Below are 22,467 nucleotides of genomic sequence, written 5' to 3' on the forward strand. Positions count from 1 at the left end.
GGGTTCTCGTACTCCAGAGGGAAAGATTTATGTAGAATAGCAATCAATCATTCAGGTGAATATGGCACAGCGAATGGGCAACCAGCCGATGATCGTACTTTCCGAGGACAGCCAGCGCACCTCCGGAAAGGACGCACAGTCGATGAACATCACCGCCGGGACGGCGGTCGCGGAGGCCGTTCGTACCACGCTCGGTCCCAAGGGGATGGACAAGATGCTCGTCGACTCGACGGGCGAGGTCGTCGTCACGAACGACGGCGTCACCATCCTGAAGGAGATGGACATCGAGCACCCCGCGGCCAACATGGTCGTGGAAGTCTCCGAGACGCAGGAGAACGAGGTCGGCGACGGGACGACCACCGCGGTCGTCGTTGCCGGTGAACTCCTCGAGAAGGCCGAGGACCTCCTCGAACAGGACATCCACGCGACCACGCTCGCCCAGGGGTACCGCCAGGCCTCCGAGAAGGCCAAGGAACTTCTGGAGGAGAAGGCCATCGACGTCGACGCCGACGACACCGAGTATCTCGAGAAGATCGCCTCGACGGCGATGACCGGCAAGGGCGCGGAGAACGCCAAGGACCTGCTCTCGGAACTCGTCGTCCGCGCCGTCCAGAGCGTCGCCGACGAGGAGGGCATCGACACCGGTAACGTCAAGATCGAGACGGTCGTCGGCGGTTCCATCGACCAGTCCGAACTGGTCGAGGGCGTCATCGTGGACAAAGAGCGCGTCCACGAGAACATGCCCTACTTCGCCGAGGACGCCAACATCGCGCTCGTTGACTCGGCGCTCGAGATCAAGGAAACCGAGATCGACGCCGAGGTCAACGTCACCGACCCCGACCAGCTCCAGCAGTTCCTCGACCAGGAGGAACAGCAGCTCCGCGAGATGGTCGACAAGCTCGAGGCGGTCGGCGCCGACGTCGTCTTCGTCGACGGCGGCATCGACGACATGGCCCAGCACTTCCTCGCGGAAGCGGGCATCATCGCGGTCCGGCGCGCGAAGTCCGACGACATGGACAAGCTGGCCCGTGCCACCGGCGCGACCCTCGTGAGCAACGTCGACGACATCGAGGAGGAGGACCTCGGCTTCGCCGGCTCCGTCGCCCAGAAGGACGTCGGCGGCGACCAGCGCATCTTCGTCGAGGACGTCGAGGAAGCCAAGTCCGTCAGCCTCATCCTGCGCGGCGGCACCGAACACGTCGTTGACGAAGTCGAGCGTGCCATCGACGACAGCCTCGGCGTGGTTCGCGTCACCCTCGAAGACGGCAAGGTCGTGCCCGGCGGCGGCGCGCCCGAAACCGAACTCGCGCTCGAACTGCGCGACTACGCCGACTCCGTCGGCGGCCGCGAACAGCTCGCGGTCGAGGCGTTCGCCGACACGCTGGAAGTCATCCCGCGCACCCTCGCGGAGAACGCCGGTCTGGACCCCATCGACAGCCTCGTCGACCTCCGCAGCAAGCACGACGGTGGCGAGTTCAACTCCGGCCTCGACGCCTACACCGGCGAAGTCGTCGACATGGAGCAGGACGGCGTCGTCGAGCCCCTCCGCGTGAAGACCCAGGCCATCGAGTCGGCCACCGAGGCGGCCGTCATGCTCCTGCGCATCGACGACGTCATCGCCGCGGGCGACCTGAAGGGCGGTCAGGTCGACGGCGACGACGGCGGCGACGCGGGAGGCGCACCCGGCGGCGGAATGGGCGGCGGCATGGGCGGCATGGGCGGTATGGGTGGCATGGGCGGCGCTATGTAAAATCGGTCAGAAACCGATTTTCATAGGCCGTCGAGTTTCGCTCGACGTAGCCGATGCGAAGGAGGCCGCACGCCTCTCACTCGCCAACCGACCCCCGCGAACCGCACCGACTTCCGAAAACGAGCTTCGTTTCTTTCGACCCAGTGCGCCAGTGGCGACGCGACGTCGCTCCGGGTTACGTCCTCGTCGGTGTCGCTCGACCGCCACACGCTGTCGTGGCTACTGTCCTTCCTCGTACTTCCGCGCCCGCCGAACGAAGGGTTCTACGTCCCCGACGGCGCGGGCGACGGCCACGTCGTCGCCCGCGCGCTCGACGATACCGCGCGTTTCGAGTTTCGGGAGATGAGCGTGGTGGAGTCGAACCTCGACCCGCTCGACGGACTCCTCGTCGGGGCCGGCGGGGTCGTCGGACGCCCGGGCCGCGACCCGACGGGCGAGGTCGTCGACGGCGAGCCGTTCGTGCTCGCAGAGTTCGTACAGCGCGTACCGGCAGTGTCGCGACGCCAGTAGCTCGAAGACGTCGTCCGGCGACAGGTCCCCGTTCACGTCGTTGGTCGAACTATCCATGCGTATCTGAGACCTCCGTGACGACCGCCCACCGTCTGACGTACGTCAGACGAACCTGTTAACGTTGGGGTGCTTTTCCTCGGCAGAGAAGTATCACCACGTTCGGGACGGCCGTCGCTCTCGCCGCCGGCCGACCCGCAACGCAACGTCGCGTCCGCCGCCGACTCAGGCGTCGGTGATTTCGAGTTCGAACTGCTCGTGCTCGCTGGCGGCGTTGAGCACGACGCTGGTGTTGCTCTCCTTGATGTCGGGGTCGTTGAGCAGTTCCTTGATCTGGCGGTTCATCCCGTCGGTGTCGGCGAACTTCCCGACGGCGATGATGTCGTAGTCGCCGGTCACCTCGTAGACGCTTATCATCCGGTCGGCGTTCCGCAGTCGCTCGGTCACGTCGGCCAGAGCGTTGCCCTCGACCTTCAACTGGACGATGGCGGTCACGTCGTAACCGAGCGCGTCGTAGTCGACTTTCGGGGTGTAACCGTCGATGATTCCCTCCTCTTCCAAATCTTTGAGGTGGTTCGAAACCGTCGTCACCGACACGTCGAGTTCCTCCGCGAGACTCCGGAGGCTCGCTCGGCCGTCGTCTAACAGCGCGTTCACCAACTTCGCATCGAGATTTTCGTACGTCATTACGTCCACCATCTCGCCCCACCCATTAGAATTTTACGAACATCCAATTCTCTCGGCTGAAACCCAGAATTGCGCCGACCAGTAACGTTTTAGTAGTGGACGTACTCGTGCAGACTGACGACAAAGATGACGGATGGACAAATTGCTGCTAGCAAAGATTCCGGCTTGAGCGAGGCCGAGCGGGACGTACTACGCCGTATCGAAGAGGAGAACGTCGACTTCGTTCGCCTCCAGTTCACTGACATCACGGGGACGGTCAAGAACGTGAGCGTTCCGGCCTCCCAGGTCGAGAAGGCGTTCGAGGAGGGCATCTGGTTCGACGGTTCGTCCATCGAGGGCTTCGTCCGGATTCAGGAGAGCGACATGCGCCTCGAACCCGACCCCGAGACGTTCGCGGTGCTGCCGTGGCGGTCGAACGGCGACTCCGCGAGCGCGCGACTCATCTGCGACGTGGTCAACACCGACGGCACGCCGTTCGCGGGCGGCCCCCGCCAGGTGCTGAAGCGCGTCCTCGACGAGGCCGAGCAGATGGGCTACACCGTCAGTATCGGTCCCGAACCCGAGTTCTTCCTCTTCGAGAAGGACGAGGAGGGGCGCGCGACCACCAAGCCCCACGACTCGGGCGGCTACTTCGATCTCGCGCCCAAGGACCTCGCCAGCGACGTCCGTCGGGAGATCATCTTCACGCTGGAGAAGATGGGCTTCGAGATCGAGGCCAGCCACCACGAGGTCGCCGACGGCCAGCACGAGATCAACTTCAAGTACGACGACGCGCTCACCGCGGCCGACAACATCGCCACGTTCCGGGCGGTCGTCCGAGCGGTCGCCGAGCAGAACGGCATCCACGCGACGTTCATGCCCAAGCCTATCAGCGCCATCAACGGGTCGGGCATGCACTCCCACATCAGCCTCTTCGACGACGAGGGCAACGCCTTCGCCGACGAGGACGACGAGTTCAACCTGAGCGAAACCGCCTACAAGTTCATGGGCGGGGTCCTGAACCACGCCCAGGCGTTCACCGCGGTCACGAACCCGACGGTCAACTCCTACAAGCGCCTGGTGCCCGGCTACGAGGCCCCGGTGTACGTCGCCTGGAGCGACGTCAACCGCACCGCGCTCATCCGCGTGCCCGACGCCGCGGGCGCGAGTTCCCGGTTCGAGATTCGGAGCCCCGACCCGTCGTCGAACCCCTACCTCGCCCTCGCCGTCGTCATCAAGGCCGGACTCGAAGGCATCGAGAACGACGCCGACCCTGGCGAACCGGTTCGCGAGGACATCTACGAGTTCGACGACGCCAAACTCGACGAGTACGGCATCACCACGCTCCCCGGCAGCCTCGACAGCGCGCTCGACGAACTCGAAGCCGACGAGGTCGTCCAGGAGGCGCTGGGCGAACACGTCACCGAGAAGTTCGTCCAGGCCAAGCGCGCCGACTACGCCGACTACAAGACCCACGTCTCCTCGTGGGAGAAAGATAAGTACCTCGAGAAGTTCTGAGTCGGCCACCGATCACGGCCTCGCCGCTTTTCTCTCCGTCGTCTTCTATCGGATCGGCGTCCCCGACCCCATCTCTCGCGCACGGTCGACCGCGACCGGGAGCAACAGGATTCCCGCGGGGACGACCATGTTCAAACCGAACACCGCGAGCAGCGACAGTTCGAGTTCGTTGCCGACGTAGCCGACCGCGGCGAGCGCCAGCAGTCCAGCGAACGCGGCGGGCGCGTTGACCGGCGTCCGCGGCGGTCCGTCGAACGTCAGCCACGTCGCGCCGGCGCCGACGACGCCCGCGAGCGTCGCCACCGCGTCGGGGGAGAGGCCGGCGGTCGCCAGCGCCGCGAGCGCGAACACGCCCGCCGCGGCGAACGCGCGGCGGGGCCGCCAGTCGCCCCAGTGGAGCAGTCCCCCGAGGTATGCCAGGCCGATGAGGGCGCCGACCGCCACGTCGACGAAGTAGTGGACCCCGATGACGACCCGCGAGGTGAGGACGACCGCGACGACGGCCGCGGCGGCGATAGCGCGCCACCGACGGTTCCGGTGTTCGAGCGCCTCGACGAGCACGCCCCAGAGCACAGTCGCGCCGATGGCGTGGCCGCTCGGGAAGCCGTAGCCGCTCGCGTGACCGACTCGGATGCCGGCGGGCGGCCGCGGGAGTTCGAACAGTCCCTTGAGCGCGACGGTCAGCGCCAGCGCCCCCAGCACCGCCCCGAGCGCGAACGCGCCCTCCTCGCGCTCGCCGAACCAGTAGAGGAGCGCGACCGCGGTGAAGATGAACCACGCGTCGCCCAGTTGGGTGAGGACCGTGAACGCCTCCCTGACGAGCGGCGGTAACAGTTGTTCGAGCGCCTGCGCGATACCGAAACCCCGTCCGTTCATTGTCGGGGAGTTGCGTCGCCGGGAGGATATACGCTACGACTGAGCGCGTTCGCCGCGACCGAATACCGAAACCGCCGCCGACCGACGAACCGTCGCCGGACGAGTCGACTACGACCGGAGGCGGTCGGCTACGACCGGAGGTTCGACACCCGGTCGCTGATGCGACCGGGGAGGCTCGCGGCGCTGATGCCGAAGCCGAGCATCACCATCAGGGTGTAGAGGCCGAGCGTCGACAGCCAGATGACCAGCATCGCGCCGATGGCCCACCCGCTTTCGAGCCAGAAGAACGCCCCGAGGGTCATCACGGTGCCGTACAGCAACACGAGGTACGGCCCCCAGCCGCGGGCGTGACCCCGGCGCATCTGCTTTCGCACGTAGCTCTTCAGTTCGGACTCCACCTCCGGCTTCTCGACCGTGCGCGATTCGATGTCCTCCTCGAACGATTCCACGTCCGCCCGTAACTCCCGGAGTTCGTCGCGGAGATCCACGATGTCGGGAGCGGATTCGTCGTCAGTCATGTATTGAGCCAGTATCTCCTGTTTTCGTTCTATGCGCGCCTGTTCGTCGTCCTTCGTCCGCTCGGCGTAGCTCCCTCGCTCGGCGAAGACCACGTTCACCACCGTCCCCAGCAGGAGGACGATGCTCCCGAAGTACAGCCACGTCACCAGCAACAGCGCGGTGCCGAGGAACTGCGAGGGACCGGTCGAACTGAACTGCGCGTAGATACGGAACAGCACCTGCAGCACCGTCCAGCCGACCGTCGCGACGACCGCGCCGGGGAGCGCCTCCCGGACTCCCACGTCGGCGTCGGGGAAGACGACGTACAGCGGGAGGAAGACGGGAACCAGCGCGACCAGTTGTATCAGCGTCGAGACGAGGCCGACGAACGGGAAGTTCGGAAACAGCGCGGTCGCCACGCCCGCCAGCACCACGACGACGACGGCGGCGCCGATGGCGGCCAGGACGAGGAGTCCGTCCTTGAGTTCGTCCATCAGCCCGGTGCCGCTCTCGGTGGCGTAGATGGCCGAGAACGCCTCGTCCAGTCCACGGAACACCTTCAGCGAGGACCACGCGAGCACGACCAGGCCGATGACCGTGGTACCGCCCTGGTTGGCCGGGTTGAGGATGAACTCCCGCAACTGCTGTTCGCCGGTCGCGGTCAGCAGGCCGGACACCTGCCTGATGACCTGCCTCGCGAACTGCTCGCCCGCCACGAACGAGACGACGATAAACGCCAGCAACAGCAGAGGGATGAGCGAGACGAACGCGTAGTACGCGATGCTCGCCGCGAGGAAGGTTATCTCCTGCTCGCGAGCCTCTTCGATGACCGACCGTCCGACGGTGACGGCGCTTCCGATTCGACTAGGCACGGGACTTGTTTCGCCGACGAGATACAAATATTCACGGGCAACGTATCGGGGTCTTGGCCCGCGAACCCGCGGAGTTACGTCGGTCGCGTCACTGTCACGCCGGTCGTGTCGCCTCGCGTATCTCTCGCACCGTCGCGGGCGTCTTGAACGTGGTGCCGCCGTAGTGGGCGCGCGAGGCCTCGAAGCCGGCGTCGCGCAGGCGGTCCAGAAACTCGTCCATACCCGACGCCGACCGGGTCCACTCCTTGCAGAGGCGATGCTGGTCGTAGTGGGTCGGCTCGTGGAGTTCGCCTTCGAGCGCGTCGAGCAGTCGCTCCGCCCGGGTCGCGGTGCCCATCTCGGGGTCGATTTCGTCGCGGACCGCCGCGACGAAATCGGCGTCGTGGGTCGGGCCGAGCCACAACGGCCCGGACGCCAGGACGCGCTCGCTCGCACACTCCGGGCAGACGTCGAGCGGGTCGGCGATCAGCCCTTCGTCGGCCTCCCGGTAGAGGCAGTCCTCGCAGTGGTAGACGTGGCCGAGTTCGTCGACGGCGGCGTTGGCGTCGGTGGCGCTGTGGTCGAGTTCGAGGTACGTCCGGACGTAGTGGTTGGTCGCGTGGGTCAGGATGGGGGTCACGCCGGCGTCGTAGCGGGCCGCGGTGCGCGCCAGCGCCGACAGTAGGACGCGGACGCCCATCTCGGCGTGGTAGTCGGTGTTTCGCGGGACTGCGCCGTACTTGCGGACCCCGCTGTGGAAGTGCGCGCCGCACAGCGGCGCGGTGTCGGTCGCGGTGACGCAGACCAGGTCGCGGGCGTTGGCGAACGCGGCGTCGGCGAAGGTAATCGGCGTGCCGAACGGGTCGACGTCCACCACGTCGAAGACGCCGTCGTGCATGAGCGCGTTGGCGTCGCGGCGGACGACCTCGCCCTCCAAATCGTTGCGTTCGAGGTTGCGCTCGCACAGGGCGACCGCGTCGGGGTCGATGTCGGCCATCGTCACGTCCCAGCCCTCGGCGGCGGCGCGGACGCCCCGGATTCCGCTGGCGGCCATCGCGTCGAGGTACGACTCGGCGCGCGGTTCCCGGTCGCGGTAGGCCCGCAGGACCGCGACCGTGAGGTCGCGGTTCAGTTCCTGGACGGGGTTGAAGAACACCTCGTCGCCGACTCCCTCCCCGTCCTGTTCGGGGACCTCGACCTCGACCGCGCCTTCCCGGACGTTCATACCCGTAGTCGGAACTCCCGCCTTTTTACGCCGTCGGGTCGCCGCCGGTCGGCGCTCCGTGTCGGCGGTGCCGACGTCGCACGTCGGCCGGCGCGAGTTTTATGCGCGTGCGAGTCGACCCCACACCGTCGCACCGACCGCGACGCGACCGCTCGGGACAATGGCATCGGAGAGCGAGGAGGTCGCGGGCGACTCGTCGCCCGCGACCGAACAGGGGCTGGTGGACCGAATCGTCGCCGCCTACCCGGTGGTGTTCGCGCTCGCCGCGCTCGTCGCGACTGGCGCGCAGGTGGTGTTCCTGGAGCGGCCGCTCGTGGAGTCGGCGCTGGTTAGCTTTCTCGCGTTCACCGCCGGGTTCCAGGGGTTGTGGGCGTTCCTGGGTCACTACTTCCGGTCGGACGAGGTCGCCGCCTCCATCGGCTGGCCGGCGGGCAACCCGTTCCAGAAGGAGGTCGCGTTCACCAACCTCGCGTTCGGCGTCCTGGGCGTGCTCTGCATCTGGTTCCACGGGAAGTTCTGGCTCGCCACCGGAATCGGAAAGGCAGTCTTCGTCCTCGGCGCCCAGAGCGTACACATCCGGGAGATGAGAGCGCGCGGGAACGCGCGTCCGGGCAACCGCGCCGAGTTCGTGCTGGTGAACGTCGCGGTGCAGTCGACGATACTCGTCCTGCTCGCGTTTCGGTTCGGGTGAGACACCTGGCGGTCGGCCGAGCGCAGACAGAAGACTCATGATGGATAGCTAACGATACGGCGTATGGTCTCCGACTCAGACGACCGCGGTTGCCCGAAGTGCGGCCACACCGGCACCGACGTCGGCAAGATTTCGACGACCGGCGGCGGCCTCTCGAAGATGTTCGACATCCAGACGAACAGCTTCAAGGTCGTCACCTGCACGAACTGCGGGTACTCCGAACTCTACCGGGACACAACCTCCGGGTCGAGCGACATCGTCGACATCTTCCTGGGCTGATGGCGGAATTCGGTGCGGTGTTCGTGCTGTTCCTCCTGTTCGCGGTCGTCGCTCCGCTCGCGCTGTACGCGCTGGTGCGGAGCGAACACGACCAGCGCGAGGAGATGGACCGCGAGTCGGCCGAACGAATCGCGCGGCGCGACACCGGCGACCGCGACTGGCGGTGACGGTGCCGAGCGGTAGTGACGAACGAAGCCGTCGCGCCGCGCGGGAGCGCCGGTTCCGTCGACCGGTCACCGTGGCGACACCGGAAACCGTTTAGTCCCGCCGTCCAAACTCCTCGCCCGTGTTCCCGGCCGACGCCATCGAGCGCGACGCCTCCCCGCCGACCCCGGAGGTGTACCCGTGAACGGGGTCGAGCAGTGGCAGGCCGACCTCGCCGACGCCGGGCGACTCACGCCGGCCGTGACGAACCGCATCCTGGCGGTCCACGACGACCGGGGCGCGCAGGCCATCGAGGCCGTCTCGGAGCGCCGGGTCAAGGAGTACCGCGACTTCACCGTGGTGGTCGGCTACGACGACGAGTACGTCGTGGAGGGGATGGGCTGTGGCTGTCGGGACAGCGAGTACAATCTCGACCCCGACGACCCCACCGACCTCTGCTGGCACGTCATCGCAGTCGCCATCGCCGAGCGCGTGGACGCCGTGGACCACCACGACATGTGGTACTCCGACGTGCGAGAGTTTCTCTAAAAATGGACGGCGCGTCTCGGTTCGAGGGCGGCGCGACGTTCGGCGACCCGTCGGACGGTCGTCGGGGTCTCGCCCGTGGTCCTCGGATTATACGCCTCGGGTAATCGGCGCGTCGGCGGTTATCGGACCCGTAATCGGCGACGCCGTGATGGGCGCGCCGGCCGTGATGGGTTCGGTGATAGGCGACGTCGTAATGGGACCGGTAATCGGTGCGTCGCCCGTGATGGGACCGGTAATCGGTGCGTCGCCCGTGATGGGACCGGTAATCGGTGCGTCGCCCGTGATGGGACCGGTAATCGGTGCGTCGCCCGTGATGGGACCGGTGATCGGCGTGTCGGCCGTAATCGGACCGGTGATCGGCGCGGTGAATGCGGGTTCGGCGTCCTGACGGGCGTGACCTTCGAGCGTGCGTGCGTTCATTGTAACTAATTACCTCTCGTGGCGCGGTGCCGTCTACAATTACTCACGATATCTACTTAACTATTATGTAGCAGTGAAAGTAGAAATTAACTCCGGTTCGGGGAAATAGGACCGTCACTCTCGCTAAACGAAACGTCGTTTCCGGAGGCAAAAAGACGGAATTCGGCCCCGTCAGCGGACGAGCGGCGGCGCGGCCGCAGTTGCGGCCGCGCTGCCACTCGTTCGTGAGGTCGCCCGAGAGCGCATCCGCAGTGACCCGGTCACTCGGCGCAGAGGCCGACGAAGTTCCGGAGGATGCGGAGTCCGGTTTCGCCGCTCTTCTCGGGGTGGAACTGGGTGCCGAAGACGGTGCCCGCCTCGTCGGCGACGACCGCCGGGAACCGCTCGCCGTAGTCGGTCGCGGCCACGACCGCGTTCTGGTCGTCGGGGACGGCGTAGTAGGAGTGGACGAAGTAGGCGTGTTCGCCGTCGACGTCCTCGACCAGCGGGTGGTCGCGTTCGACCGACAGTTCGTTCCAGCCCATGTGGGGCACCGTCACGTCGTCGGCGAACCGGACGTTCGTCCCCGGAATCAGGTCGAGGCCGCGAACTTCGCTCGCACCTGCTCGGTTGGCCTCCTCGCTGGAGGTCAGCAGCATCTGCATCCCGAGACAGATGCCGAACAGCGGCGTCCCCGACTCGGCGACGTCGGCCAGCGCCTCGCGGTACGGCCCGGCGTTCTCGACGCCCTCGCGGAACGCGCCGACGCCCGGGAGAACCACGCCGTCGGCCTCGCCGAACGCCTCGGGGTCGTCGCTGATTTCGACGCTCGCACCCGCGCGTTCGAGGCCGCGGGTGACGCTCCGGAGGTTCCCGAGTCCGTAGTCGACGACGACGACCGACGCCTCGGCGGATTCGCGCTCGCGCGCGCTCGTAGTCGTGCTCATGTGTAGACCTGGGTGCGACGCGGGCAAGTCGCTTTCCCTTGGGGAGAAGAGACGGCCCCCGGCCGACCGCGGGCGGGCGCTACTCGGTCAGGTCGGCGACCATCTCGGAGACGGCCGCGAGTTCGTCCTGGTTGACAGTGTGGCCCATCCCCTCGTAGATGCGCTCGTCGACCGCGCCGCCGAGTTCCTCGAAGACCTCGGTGGTTTCGCTGACGCGCTCGGCGGGGACGTGGGGGTCGCGGTCGCTACACCCGAGGAAGATGGGCGTCCCGTCCAGCGACCCGTCGTAGTCCCGCGGAGTCCCCTCCGGGCCGATGAGGCCGCCCGAGAGCACCCCCAGACCGCCGTAGCGGCGGGCGTTGCGCGCCAGGAACTCCGAGGAGAGACACGCGCCCTGCGAGAAGCCGACCAGCATCGTCCGCTCGCGGTCGACGCCGGTGTCGACCGCGGTCTGGATGGCGTCGCCGACCTTCGCGAGCGCCGACGACAGCCAGGGTTCGTTGGCGTCGAGGTCGGCCAGGAACGACTGGGGGTACCAGGTGCCCCGCTGGGCCTGCGGGGCGAGCAGGGCGATACCCTCCGCTTCGGGGTCGACGGCGAGTTCGTCGGCGAGTCCGAGCATCCCCCGAGCGGTCGCGCCCCGCCCGTGGACCAGCACGACCGCGGCGCGCGCCGCGTCGAGCGGCGCGCCCGCGGTCTCCAGCGGCTGGTCGCCGTGGGGGTCGTCGCCTTGGGCGCTCATCGGTCGGCCTCCGCGGTCGAGTCGTCATGACCGGCCGGCCCGCCGCCGTCCGCTCGCGTCTCCGAGCGCGAGCGCTCGGAGACGTGAATCTCGGGCAGTCGGGACTCGATGGCCTCGCGGTCGTTTTCGAGCCACGGCGGGAGTTTCAGGTCGGTGCCCAGCGCCTCGACGGTTTCGTCGCGGGTGAACCCCGGCGGGTCGGTCGCGATTTCGAAGAGGACGCTGCCGGGTTCCCGGAAGTAGACCGACCGGAAGTACTGACGGTCCTTGACCGGCGTGACGAACAGGCCGGCGTCGCCGAGGCGGTCGCGCCAGGCCGCCTGGGACTCGTCGTCGGGCGTCCGGAACGCGACGTGATGGACGGTGCCGTAGCCCTGCCGGCCGCGCTGTTCGTCGGCGGCGTCGACGAGGTCGACGACGCTCGCGCGGTCACCCGCCGCGCGGAAGCGCGTGCGGCCGTCGGTCCCGTCGTCGGAGATGCCCTCGCGCTCGTAGCCCATCGTCTCGAGGACGGTCGCGGTCGCCCCGAAGTCGGTCGAGTTCAGCGTGACGCCGTGGAAGCCCCGAATCGCGCGCTCGACCGGGACCGGGCTGTCGTCCCACGGGTCGATTCCGTCGGATTTGGACGCCGACTCGACCAGTTCGAGCGGTTGGCCGTCGTGGTCCTCGAAGGGGACGACCGTCTCGCCGAACCGCTCGCGGGAATCGCCGACCGAGACGCCCTTCGATTCGAGGCGGTCGACCCAGTAGTCGGCCGACCCCGGCGGAATCGCGAACGCCGTCGCGCCGACCTGGCCCGCGCCGACCCGGCCCTGGGCGGCCCCGTCGAACGGGAAGAACGTCAGGATGGTGCCGGGCGTCCCGCGCTCGTCGCCGTAGTAGAGGTGGTAGGTGTACTTGTCGTCGAAGTTGACGGTCTTTTTCACCAGTCGCAGGCCGAGGACGTCGGTGTAGAACTCGACGTTGCGCTGGGGGTCGCTCGCGATCGCCGTGACGTGGTGGACGCCGGATACTCGGTCGGTCATGGACGGAACGTGCGGAGTTGCGTATCGCGTAGCGTGTCGGCGCGGTCGAGTCGACTCGACCGCGCCGGCGGTAACACGACGTTAGCAGGTTCGCACCCGAACCGCTTTAGGCGTTCGCTGGCGAGGGGGTAATCAGGTAACACCGATGTCCCTGCCCGACGAGGACGACGGCTACAGCGAGGAGACCTGCTTCGTCATCGACTCGCTCGACCAACTCGGCTCGAAGTGGCGACTCGTCGTGCTCCACGACCTCCAGGACGGCGAGAAGCGGTTCAACGAACTCAAGCGCTCGACCGGCGCGAGTTCCCGCACCCTCTCGCGCGTCCTCGACGACCTCCAGGAAACCGGCTTCGTCGAGCGCCGCCTCGAACCCGACTCGCCGGTCGCCACCTACTACTCGCTCACCGAGAAGGGCGGGTCGCTCTGTCCCGTCTTCGAGGAGATAGAGTCGTGGGCCCGCGAGTGGCTCGACGCGTCGGCCGACGACGCCGAGTGACCCCTCGCGGTCGATTCGACGCGCCGCCGTCGGCCCGCGGCCGAACCTTCGCCGTCGACCGCACCTTCATCGTCAGCGCGAACGGTTCCGGAACCCGCGGGAATGTTTCGCAACCATCCCCAATTGTTTCCAAATACTTAGCCTTAATAATTACCGTGCCGAACGAGTGAGTGCGACAATGCAACGACGCACCTTCCTCGAACTCACCGCGGCCTCCACCGCCGCGAGCGTGACGGCGGTCGAAGGGGTCGACGAACTCGCAGGTACCGCGCGCGCCGCGGTCGGCGCCGACTGCGGGGAATCGAGCGGGGTCGCCGACCTCGAATTCGCGTCGGCGACCAGCCTGCTGGATTCGAACTACGGCGCGCTGACCGACTCGTCGGTCGTCGCCGTGTGGGCCGAGAGCACGGCGACGAACACGGACGCCGACGGCGACGGGAACGCCTACGCCTACGACGACGCCACCGACGTCCCGGTGGTCGCGGTGGACGGCAACGTCGTGGGGTTCGGCGCGATGCTCGTCAACGACGGCGACGCCGACTGGACGTACGGCAACGAGGAGTTCGTCCTGAACGTCTGGGACGAGAAACTCGGCGGGTCGGGCACCGTGCTCTGGGACGAGGGTCACGGCCAGTACTACGGCCTCTCGAAGTTCTCGGCGTTCGAGTCCTACGCCGAGGAGAACGGCTACGCGGTGAACGCGACGTCCTCGCTCGTCGCCGACCTCCCGTCGGCCGACGCCGCGGTAATCACCTCGCCGAGCGAGACGTTCACGACCTCCGAGTTGAACTCGCTGTTCGACTACGTGGAGAACGGCGGCGTGGTGTTCCTCCACGGCCAGTCGGACTACAGCGACTACGACGAAACCGAAAACCTGAACGACGTTGCCGGCTACCTCCAGCGGTCGTTCCGGTACAACGACGACGAGGTGGTCGACGCTTCGAACAACACCGGGGCCAACTACGACGTGCTCACGGGCAACTTCAACGAGTCGAACTTCGGCTACTTCTCGAACCGGCCCGGACTCGGCGGCGGCAGTGGTTTCGACGGACCCAAGACCGGAACCGTCGCGAACGTCACCGACGGCGACACCTTCGACGTCGACTTCGACGACGGGACGAGCGAGTCGGTGCGCGTCCTCGGCATCGACACGCCCGAGAAGAAGCAGAACAGGGACGCCGAGCGCGTCCAGGAGTGGGAGGGCATCGAGAGTCTAAGCTACCTCGGCGACTGGGGCGCGAACGCCACCGACTTCGCGACCCGGGAACTCGACGGCGCGACCGTTACCGTCGAAACCGACCCCGAGGAAGGCGCCTACGACGCGTACGACCGCCTGCTCGGCTACGTCTACTACGACGCCGACGGCGACGGGAACCGCGACGAACTCTACAACCGGCGGGCCGTCGAGCGGGGATACGCCCGGGTCTACGGGTCGGGCCTGACGAAACACGACGCGTTCCGGGCCGTCGAGGCGACCGCCCGCGCGAACGGCACGGGCGTCTGGGGCCGGAGCGACCCGGACGCCTCCAGCGAGATCCGCGACCGCGACGTGGACGACCTCTTCTTCCCGCACGCGTCGAGCGTCCGGACCGCGGCGGGCGCCATCGCCGACTCGCGCGTCCCGGTGTACGCCGAATCGACCGCGACCCAGACCGGCGGGAGCGTCGGCTACGACCGGATTCCGCTGGTCGGCGTGGACGAGTCGGCCGGCGTCGGCCTCGTCGGGTCGCCGTTCGTCGACGAGAGCTACGAGTCGGCCGAGGGCTTCGCCGTCGACACCTCCGGCTACGAGAACTTCGTCCTCGCGACGAACCTCCTCGACTACCTCGGCGACGCTTCGTCGGGCGACGTGCTCATCGACGGCGGTCACGGCCAGTTCGGGGCCGAGTTCGCGCTGTCGAGCGAGGACGCCGCCTACTACCAGCGCTACCTCGAAGGCCAGGACATCGGCTTCGAGCAGGTCAACGACATCACGAGCGCGAAGCTCTCGGGCGCCCGGGCGCTCGTCGTCACCGCGCCGACCGAGTGCTACGCGTCGAGCGAGGTCGACGCCATCGGCGGCTTCCTCGCCGACGGTGGCGCCGTCGTGCTGCTCGGGAGTTCCAGAGCCACCGACGCCGCGCGTGCGACGCTCAACGACCTGGCGAACGCGCTCGGGACGGACCTGCGGTTGAGCGCCGACGAGATCACGGATAGCTCGAACAACGTGAACGGCGACCGCACCATCCCGACGACGACGGCGTTCGACGCCTCGTTCCCACTGTTCTCGAAGTACAGCTGAGTCGGTCCGGAGCGCCGGGAGGCGGCGTCGGGTCGCCGGGCGGTCGCGACCGCCCGGCGATACCGCATCGACCGGTGCAGGGTCGACTCCGCACGTAGTCGACCCCGTGCGAGTCTTCGGCGTGCCGACCCGACGCACACCTATCGGACGGAGAGACATATAGAGAAAATAGGAAGGTTTAACGGGAAGCTGTCGAAGCGTTTAACCGATTCGGTCATGGAAAACCGACGAACCTTCCTCAAATCCGCGGCCGCGGCGGGCGCACTCGGTCTGACCGCCGGTTGTATCGGGAACTTCTCCGGGAACCAACCGTACGGAGACAACAAAGTCAAGTTCCTGATGTCACCCACCGAACCCCAGGACCAGATGCGGGCCCAGTACACCCCCATCAAGGAGCGCTTCGAGAGCTACCTCGACGTGAAGAAGGCGGAGATGCAGTACGCGAAGGACTACGCCGCCACGCTCGAAGCGCTCAACAGCGGCACCGCCGACGTCGCCGAAACCGGCCCGTTCGCCGCCGCGCTCGGCGTCGACTCCGGCAAGGCCGAGGTCATCCTCCAGCGCCACGGCTACGGGGCCTGGACTTACTCCAGCGTCATCGTCACGCGGAAGGGGTCGGACATCTCGAAACTCACCGACCTGAAGGGCAAGAAGATCGCGTTCGCCGACCCGCTGAGCGCCAGCGGGTCGCTCTACCCCCTCGGGATGCTGAAGAAGGCCGGCCTCTCGATTCCCGACGAACCGGGGAGTCCGAAGGGCGCCGACTTCGAACCGTCGTGGTCGGGCCACTTCGAGGCGCTCCAGGCGCTCAAGAGCGAGCAGGTCGACGCCGCCGGCGTCGGCTACTTCATCACGCTCAACGACGACCGCGAGTACAAGGACTTCGTGAAGGAGGTCGCCCGCGACAAGGGCATCCCGCGCGCGCCCATCCTGGTTTCGCCGACACTCAGCGACGAGGAGAAGACCAAGATCACCGAGGCGTTCACCAAGGCCGACAAGTCGCTGTACCTCGGCAAGGACGGCAAGGCCGACACCGACGAGAAGAGCGACGACCCCGACGACGACCTCTGGTTCGACGACGTCCGAAAGGCCGACGCCAAGACGTACGACCCCGTCGTCCAGGTGGCCAACGAACTCGGCTACGGCCAGGACATCTTCTCGAGCGGAACGACGACCGGCGAGTAGAGGTAGGCTTTTGACCGTCCCGTCAGGGAAACTTTCCAAGCACAAATGGCAGACATCTCATCGGAAGGCGTGACGAAGGTCTACGGGACCGACACGGTCGCCCTCGACGACGTCTCGTTCGAGATTCCGGACGGGGAGTTCGTCGTCCTGCTCGGTCCGTCGGGGGCCGGGAAGTCGACGCTGCTTCGCATCCTCAACGGACTGACGTCGCCCTCGGAGGGGACGCTGTCCATCGGCGACGAGGTCGTCGCCGGCACCCGGAGCGACGTGTCGATGGTGTTCCAGATGCACTACCTCGTCGAGAGCATGAGCGCCTACCGGAACGCGCTCACCGGCGCGCTCAACCGCACCGCCACCCTCGACAGCGCGCTCACCAACTACGACGAGGCCGACAAGGAGATGGCGCTCCGGGCGCTCGACACCGTCGGCCTCCTCCACGAGGCCGACCAGCGCGCCGGGAGCATGTCCGGCGGCCAGCAACAGCGGGTCGGCATCGCCCGGGCGCTCACCCAGGACCCCGAACTCCTGCTGGCCGACGAACCCGTCGCCAGCCTCGACCCGAAGGCCGCCCAGGACGTGATGCACTACCTGAAGCGGGCGGCCGACGAGCGCGACCTCACGTCCATCGTCAGCCTCCACCAGGTGAACATCGCCCGCGAGTACGGCGACCGCTTCATCGGCCTGCGCGACGGGCGGGTCGTCTTCGACGGCGGAAAGGACGACCTCACGATGGACGTGGTCGACGAGATATACTACGGCGCCGGCGACGGCGACGATGACCGCGGCGTCGAACACCTCACGGAGGCAGGGCGATGAGCGCAGACATCGCCGACGTCAAGCAGCGCATCGAGCGCGAACAGCGGATTCGACGGCTCCTCGGCGTCGTCGGCGTGCTGGCGGTCCTCGGCGCGACCGCGGCCGGCCTGACCTACCTGGGGTTCACCCTGGCGACGCTGGTCCGGCAGGCCGACGAGTGGGTCGCGTTCGTCTCGCACTTCCTCGCGCCGACGTTCGTCGACCTCACGTCGTACACCCGGGCCAACGGTATCGGCGGTCTGCGCGCCATCTGGGTGACGTTCACCAAGCCCTGGACCGTCGTCACCGCCATCGCGGAGGCGCCGGTCGGCAGCGGCGTCGTCCTCATCCCGGCGGCGCTCGCGACCGTCATCGTCGGCTTCACCGGGACGGTGCTCGGCTTCCCGCTCGCGCTCATCTTCGGCATCCTGGGCTCCGAGCGCGTGACGCCATTCCCGTTCAACTTCGTCTTCCGCGGCACGATGAGCGCGATTCGGGCGGTGCCGGCGCTCATCTGGGTGCTCATCTTCATCCCGGTGTTCGGCATCTCGCCGGTCAGCGGCGTGCTGGCCATCGCCACCGACACCATCGGGAACCTCGGACGGCTGTTCACCGACGAACTCGAAGAGATCGACGACGGCCCCATCGAGGCGATTCGCTCGACGGGGGCGTCGCGGCCTCAGGAGGTGCTGTTCGGCATGCTGAGCCAGGTGTCGAACTCGTTCATCGCGTGGACGCTGTACGTCCTCGAAATCAACACCCGCATCGCCATCAGCCTTGGCGTGACGAGCGTCGGCGGCCTCGGGATGTACATCCAGCTCAAACTCGGCACCGGCAAGCCCAACTTCGCGGCGGCGGGGCTCATCCTCGTGGTCCTCATCGTCGTGACCGTCGAACTGCTGTCCTCGCGGGTCCGCGCCCGCCTGCGGCCGGGCGAGCACCAGGGCAAGAGCGTCTTCGACGCGCTCCGCGACCTCGCCGACAGCCGGAAGTGGCTCGGCGTGGACACCGAGCGCCCCTGACGTTCTCTTTCTCTCCGTCGCGTTTCGACGCCGTCTTTCGACCTGCGAGCGCCGACCGACCGGTCTTCCGGAAGCGCTCGGCGACGCCTTCCACCGGAAACGGCCGGCCAATCGGCCGACCGGAAGCGCTCAATTACACGAACCACCAGCCACGACCGGCGACGCCTTCCACCGAAAACGCCCGGTGAACCGACCGGCGGGGTGGGACTGAAAGGGGCCGCCCGCTCGCGTTCACTTCAGTCGTCTCACCGACCCCTATTCGGCGAGCGGCGAAGCCGCGAGCCGGATATGTCGGTGAGACGACCGCGAGCGGGCGGGGGCTTTCGAGACAGTCTCGTTCGCCGCTATCGTTACGTTTTGTGGCGAGCGGGCGGGGGCTTTCGAGGTGTTCGCGTTCGCTGCGGTGGTTGTATCACGTGACGAGCGGGCAGGGACTCTCAGGGAATCTCGTTCGTGTCGACACCCCAACGCTGAATACCGGCGGGTGCGCTTTTTCCCGGTATGTGTCCCCGCGAAATCGGTCGCCGCGCCTTCCTCGGCGGTTTCCTCGGCGGCGGGTCGGTCGCCCGACGCTCGGGCGCCGCCGACCTTGCCGCAGGGATGGGTGCGAGTGCGAGTGTCGGCGTCGCGCCGACGCCCGCGTTCGAGGTCCCGGGCGTCGACGCCGACCACTCGATTCGGTGGCGGTTCAATCACACGAGCGGCCGGAACAGCGTCTACCCGACGGTGGAAGCCGGCGGAACGACCGTCTGCATCGTCCGTAACCACGAGTCGTCAGACGACGAACCGCGGTTCTGGCTGTACGGGCTCTCGACCGCCGACGGGAGCGTCCGGTGGAAGAACGAGCTACGGGGCTACCCGTCGGTCCCCGAAATCGCCGGCGACGCGGTGCTCGCCAACTGGCAGGACGGCCTGCGGGCCTACGACGTTCGGAGCGGCGAGGAGCGCTGGCGGTTCGAGAAGCGAACGTACGGCGGGAACAGTTACTCGCTCGCCGGCGGGACGCTGTATCTCGCGAGCGTCGAGCGGGGGTCCAACGAGGCGAAATCCGCGGTCCACGCCGTCGACCTGACCGACGGCGGGACCCTCTGGACGAAGGAACTGCCGGAGGAGGTCGGAGCGGCGTCGCCGCAGGTCGTCGCCGGCGACGCGGTGTACCTCTCGGCCCACGGCGGCGTCCTGGCGCTCGACCGGGCGGGCGGCGAGCGACGCTGGCTGGCGGAACTGGGCGAGAACGGATTCCGGCCGGTCGAATGCCGCGGTGACGCACTGTACGTCTGGGGCCGGACCGAGATGCTCGCGCTCGACGCCGCGTCGGGGGCCGAACGCTGGCGGACGTCGCTCGGCGAGGGACTGCACGCCCACGGGTTCGTCGGAACCGTCACCGACGCCACGGTGTACGTCTGGGAGGACCGCCTGTTCGCGCTGAACGCCGCCGACGGCGGCGAACGGTGGACGTTCGACCCCTACGAGACGCTGGACGCGAACGAGACGCCCGACTCGGCCCGCGGGCGGGCGCTCGAACTCCGCGACGGCGTGCTCTACGGCATCACGGGCCGACGTGTCCACGCCGTCGACGCCGACTCCGGCACCGAGCGCTGGCGGTTCGACTCCGGGCAGCGACTCCACCGGTACTGGGGCGGCGTGCGTGACGGCCTGGTCTACGTCATCGACGAGTCGAGCGTCGCCGTCCTCGACGCCGACTCCGGCGAGGAGCGCTGGCGGTTCGGACCCCCGTTCGGAGGACCGGAGACGGGGACGGAGTCGGAGACGACGTCCCAAGAGGCACGAGGAACCGAGTCGAGCGCGGAAGGCCAGCGGCAGGTGTTCTGGGCCGAGGTCACCGACGGGACGCTGTATGCGGGACTCCGTAGCGGGACGCTGTGTGCCGTCGACCGGCCCTCGCCGCTGGCCACTGCGCCGGTCGCGACCACCCGGCGGTACGCCACCTCGGGGCCGGGGCTGGTGGCGCTCGGCCTGCTCGGCACCGGACTGCTGGCGGCCGGCTATCGGCGGGCGAGGCGGAGCGCGGAACCCGACTACGAACTCGGCCTCCTCGACCGCGTCGGCGAACGCGGCGAAACCGAAACGTACCGCAAGCGCGTCGAGACGCCCGACGGACCGGCGGTGGTCGCCGAAACCCGACTGGTCGAGTCGGCCGACGCCGACACCCGCGAGGCGTTCGTCGCGGGCGTCGAGCGGTGGGCCAACCTCGACGGCCGGGGCGTCCTGCCGATTCGGGACTACGGCACCGACCCCGTGCCGTGGTTCGAGACGCCCTACGCCTCCGGCGGGTCGCTGGGCGACGCGTGGCCGCTGGCCCGCGAGGCGAGGGTCGAGGCCGCCTCGGCGGCCGCCCGAGCGCTCCATCGAGCCCACGGCGAGGGGGTCGTTCACGGACGACTCGCGCCGAGCACCATCCTGCTCCCCGCGCCCGGCGACGGCGCGAACGCCGCCGTCGCCGGGTGGTTCCTGGGCGACGCGCTCGGCGACCCGATGCCGGGGTACGCCCCGCCGGAACAGCGAGAGCGCGACGGAGATTCGGTCGCGGGGGCCGACGGAGTCGGCCCTGCGACCGACATCTACCGCGTCGGGGCGCTCGCCTACCACCTACTAACGGGCGCGGTGCCGCGGGCCGACCCGCGGCCGCCGAGCGAGCGAAATCCCGCGCTCTCGACCGCAACCGACGACGTGCTGACGACGGCGCTGGCGGCCGACCCGGCCGACCGCCACGGGTCGGCACTGGCGTTCGACGACCGGTTCCGGTGGGCGGCGCTGGACCGCTGAGGGTCGAGCGCCGAACGCTACCGGGCGGGCAGACGGAACGCTACCGGAGTCGAACCACCGCGTAACAGCACGCGACCAGCGGCGACCCGACGCCGGCGAGGAACGTCGTCACGCCCCACGCCAGCGCCGCGGTCGAGCGGTCGGACGCCCGCCGGTCGTGCGTCCGGCGGTCCCGGGGCCGGCGGTCCGGGCCGCGTCGACGCGCGTCGAGATATACCAGCAGTGCGAGAACGAGGGGAACGGCGACGGCCGCGGCGATTTTCGCGAGGTTCGCACCCGCTATCCAACTCTGGGTCGGCGGTACCATGGAGGATATCGGACGGGCGGGGACTTCGTTATGCGCGGCGTACCGGCGTCTCGCGGCCGGGGAGTCGGGTCAGTAGTCGCCGAGTTGGGACTGTCCGCCCGACCCGCCGGCCATCCCGGCGGCCTTGTCGAGGGCGGCGTCGAGGGTGTCCTCCTGGCTCCGGTCGTAGAGGGTCGCCGCGGGGTGGACGCAGACGAGCACGTCCCGGACCGACCCGCCGAGTTCGGCCTGCTCGACCGACCCCGCCTCCTTCGTGACCGCCACGCTCCGGTCGAGCAGGTGTTCGCTGGGCACCTTTCCGAGCGTGACGACCACGCTGGGGTCAACCTGCTCGATTTCGGATTCGAGGTATCCCCGGCAGTTCTCGAGTTCCTGCTTGGTCGGGTCGCGGTTCTCCGGCGGCCGGCACCGCACGCAGTTGGTGATGCGCACGTCCTCCCGGGAGAGGCCGCGCTCTTCGAGTTTCTCGTCGAGAATCGTCCCGCTCCGACCGACGAACGGTTCGCCCTGCTCGTCCTCCTTCTCGCCGGGACCCTCGCCGACGAACAGCACGTCGGCGTCCGCGGGACCGGTGCCGTTGACGATCTGGCTTCTACTGTCTACCAGTTCGGGACAGCGCGTGCACTCGGTGACTTCGAGGCCGTCCATTTCTCCCATGTTCGGTGACACGGCGTTGGGGTATTAAGAGTCGGCGGCCTTCCGTCGACGCGACGAAACCGGCTCTAGTCGTTCGCCAGCGACCAGCGTGACGACGGGAGCAGTGACTACCTCGAAAGCCTCTGCCAACTCGCCTTGACGACTGCGACGACAGCGAAGAAGGCAATCTCGAAAACCCGCCCACTCACCGCGAACGACTGCGACGACAGCAAAGAAGATAGCCCCGAAAGCCCCCGGGCGCTCGCGGTCGCTGCGACGGGATATTTCGGC

Annotated in this window: 23 protein-coding genes; 12 read left to right on the forward strand and 11 right to left on the reverse strand. The window is 68.0% G+C overall.

Annotated elements, in window-relative coordinates:
• The first annotated feature begins 73 nt into the window (after positions 1-73).
• Positions 74-1,750, forward strand: a complete 1,677-nt coding sequence (gene thsA, locus NGM07_RS10265) for a thermosome subunit alpha (RefSeq protein ID WP_253520176.1) — start codon at positions 74-76, stop codon at positions 1,748-1,750.
• A 219-nt stretch (positions 1,751-1,969) separates the two neighbouring features.
• Here the strand turns inward: thsA and NGM07_RS10270 are convergent, their stop codons facing one another.
• Positions 1,970-2,317, reverse strand: a complete 348-nt coding sequence (locus tag NGM07_RS10270) for a DUF7344 domain-containing protein (protein ID WP_253510813.1) — start codon at positions 2,315-2,317, stop codon at positions 1,970-1,972.
• 165 nt (positions 2,318-2,482) lie between these two features.
• On the reverse strand, positions 2,483-2,944 hold the full coding sequence (gene lrp, locus NGM07_RS10275) for an HTH-type transcriptional regulator Lrp (RefSeq protein WP_253510815.1): 462 nt from the start codon (positions 2,942-2,944) through the stop codon (positions 2,483-2,485).
• Between the two features lie 126 nt (positions 2,945-3,070).
• On the opposite strand from lrp, the gene glnA reads away from it, so the two are divergent.
• The gene (gene glnA / locus NGM07_RS10280) at positions 3,071-4,441 is read left to right on the forward strand and encodes a type I glutamate--ammonia ligase (RefSeq protein WP_253510818.1); all 1,371 of its coding nucleotides are present in this window, start codon (positions 3,071-3,073) and stop codon (positions 4,439-4,441) included.
• Positions 4,442-4,486: 45 nt separating this feature from the next.
• On the opposite strand, the gene NGM07_RS10285 is transcribed toward glnA, so the two are convergent.
• The 3 genes from NGM07_RS10285 to NGM07_RS10295 all read right to left on the reverse strand — a co-directional run bounded on the left by NGM07_RS10285 (position 4,487) and on the right by NGM07_RS10295 (position 7,891).
• Entirely contained in the window at positions 4,487-5,317 is an 831-nt protein-coding gene (locus tag NGM07_RS10285; RefSeq protein WP_253510821.1) for a phosphatase PAP2 family protein, read from the reverse strand.
• 128 nt (positions 5,318-5,445) lie between these two features.
• Positions 5,446-6,687, reverse strand: coding sequence for a YhjD/YihY/BrkB family envelope integrity protein (locus NGM07_RS10290; RefSeq protein WP_253510824.1), 1,242 nt, complete (start codon positions 6,685-6,687; stop codon positions 5,446-5,448).
• Positions 6,688-6,781: 94 nt separating this feature from the next.
• Positions 6,782-7,891, reverse strand: a complete 1,110-nt coding sequence (locus NGM07_RS10295; RefSeq protein ID WP_253510827.1) for a tRNA (guanine(26)-N(2))-dimethyltransferase — start codon at positions 7,889-7,891, stop codon at positions 6,782-6,784.
• 160 nt (positions 7,892-8,051) lie between these two features.
• On the opposite strand from NGM07_RS10295, the gene NGM07_RS10300 reads away from it, so the two are divergent.
• The 4 genes from NGM07_RS10300 (at position 8,052) to NGM07_RS10315 (ending at position 9,554) form a co-directional block, all read left to right on the forward strand.
• The gene (locus tag NGM07_RS10300; protein WP_253510830.1) at positions 8,052-8,582 is read left to right on the forward strand and encodes a DUF6790 family protein; all 531 of its coding nucleotides are present in this window, start codon (positions 8,052-8,054) and stop codon (positions 8,580-8,582) included.
• Positions 8,583-8,645: 63 nt separating this feature from the next.
• Positions 8,646-8,861 (forward strand): zinc ribbon domain-containing protein, encoded by a 216-nt coding sequence (locus NGM07_RS10305; RefSeq protein WP_253510832.1) that lies wholly within the window; start codon positions 8,646-8,648, stop codon positions 8,859-8,861.
• A complete protein-coding gene (locus tag NGM07_RS10310; RefSeq protein ID WP_253510835.1) occupies positions 8,861-9,028 on the forward strand; it encodes a DUF8143 family protein in 168 nt (55 codons plus the stop codon). The genes NGM07_RS10305 and NGM07_RS10310 overlap by 1 nt, the downstream gene beginning before the upstream one ends.
• Positions 9,029-9,206: 178 nt before the next feature.
• On the forward strand, positions 9,207-9,554 hold the full coding sequence (locus NGM07_RS10315; RefSeq protein ID WP_253510837.1) for a hypothetical protein: 348 nt from the start codon (positions 9,207-9,209) through the stop codon (positions 9,552-9,554).
• 87 nt (positions 9,555-9,641) lie between these two features.
• Here NGM07_RS10315 and NGM07_RS10320 read toward each other — a convergent pair whose 3' ends face one another.
• From NGM07_RS10320 to NGM07_RS10335, 4 genes are all read right to left on the reverse strand, one after another.
• On the reverse strand, positions 9,642-9,974 hold the full coding sequence (locus NGM07_RS10320) for a hypothetical protein (RefSeq protein ID WP_253510839.1): 333 nt from the start codon (positions 9,972-9,974) through the stop codon (positions 9,642-9,644).
• A gap of 260 nt (positions 9,975-10,234) precedes the next feature.
• Positions 10,235-10,900: an imidazole glycerol phosphate synthase subunit HisH gene (gene hisH, locus NGM07_RS10325; protein WP_253510842.1), complete on the reverse strand. Its 666-nt coding sequence runs from the start codon at positions 10,898-10,900 to the stop codon at positions 10,235-10,237.
• A gap of 79 nt (positions 10,901-10,979) precedes the next feature.
• Positions 10,980-11,642: an alpha/beta hydrolase gene (locus NGM07_RS10330; RefSeq protein WP_253510845.1), complete on the reverse strand. Its 663-nt coding sequence runs from the start codon at positions 11,640-11,642 to the stop codon at positions 10,980-10,982.
• Entirely contained in the window at positions 11,639-12,667 is a 1,029-nt protein-coding gene (locus NGM07_RS10335; protein ID WP_253510848.1) for a ring-cleaving dioxygenase, read from the reverse strand. Before NGM07_RS10335 ends, NGM07_RS10330 begins: the two co-directional genes overlap by 4 nt.
• Positions 12,668-12,812: 145 nt before the next feature.
• Between NGM07_RS10335 and NGM07_RS10340 the strand changes: the two genes are divergently transcribed.
• The 6 genes from NGM07_RS10340 (at position 12,813) to NGM07_RS10365 (ending at position 21,233) form a co-directional block, all read left to right on the forward strand.
• A complete protein-coding gene (locus NGM07_RS10340) occupies positions 12,813-13,163 on the forward strand; it encodes a winged helix-turn-helix transcriptional regulator (RefSeq protein WP_253510851.1) in 351 nt (116 codons plus the stop codon).
• A 178-nt stretch (positions 13,164-13,341) separates the two neighbouring features.
• A complete protein-coding gene (locus tag NGM07_RS10345) occupies positions 13,342-15,444 on the forward strand; it encodes a thermonuclease family protein (protein ID WP_253510854.1) in 2,103 nt (700 codons plus the stop codon).
• A gap of 216 nt (positions 15,445-15,660) precedes the next feature.
• Positions 15,661-16,629, forward strand: a complete 969-nt coding sequence (locus NGM07_RS10350; RefSeq protein ID WP_253510857.1) for a phosphate/phosphite/phosphonate ABC transporter substrate-binding protein — start codon at positions 15,661-15,663, stop codon at positions 16,627-16,629.
• 45 nt (positions 16,630-16,674) lie between these two features.
• Positions 16,675-17,445: a phosphonate ABC transporter ATP-binding protein gene (locus tag NGM07_RS10355; RefSeq protein ID WP_253510860.1), complete on the forward strand. Its 771-nt coding sequence runs from the start codon at positions 16,675-16,677 to the stop codon at positions 17,443-17,445.
• On the forward strand, positions 17,442-18,446 hold the full coding sequence (locus tag NGM07_RS10360; protein ID WP_253510862.1) for a PhnE/PtxC family ABC transporter permease: 1,005 nt from the start codon (positions 17,442-17,444) through the stop codon (positions 18,444-18,446). Before NGM07_RS10355 ends, NGM07_RS10360 begins: the two co-directional genes overlap by 4 nt.
• A gap of 501 nt (positions 18,447-18,947) precedes the next feature.
• A complete protein-coding gene (locus NGM07_RS10365; protein WP_253510867.1) occupies positions 18,948-21,233 on the forward strand; it encodes an outer membrane protein assembly factor BamB family protein in 2,286 nt (761 codons plus the stop codon).
• Between the two features lie 40 nt (positions 21,234-21,273).
• On the opposite strand, the gene NGM07_RS10370 is transcribed toward NGM07_RS10365, so the two are convergent.
• Together NGM07_RS10370 and NGM07_RS10375 are read right to left on the reverse strand one after the other, a co-directional pair.
• Complete coding sequence (locus tag NGM07_RS10370; RefSeq protein WP_253510870.1) at positions 21,274-21,540, reverse strand: hypothetical protein; 267 nt, start codon at positions 21,538-21,540, stop codon at positions 21,274-21,276.
• Between the two features lie 69 nt (positions 21,541-21,609).
• Positions 21,610-22,197, reverse strand: a complete 588-nt coding sequence (locus tag NGM07_RS10375; RefSeq protein WP_253510873.1) for a uracil-DNA glycosylase — start codon at positions 22,195-22,197, stop codon at positions 21,610-21,612.
• Positions 22,198-22,467 lie beyond the last annotated feature (270 nt).

Origin of the sequence: Halorussus vallis (assembly GCF_024138165.1) — an archaeon.
GTDB lineage: Archaea > Halobacteriota > Halobacteria > Halobacteriales > Haladaptataceae > Halorussus > Halorussus vallis.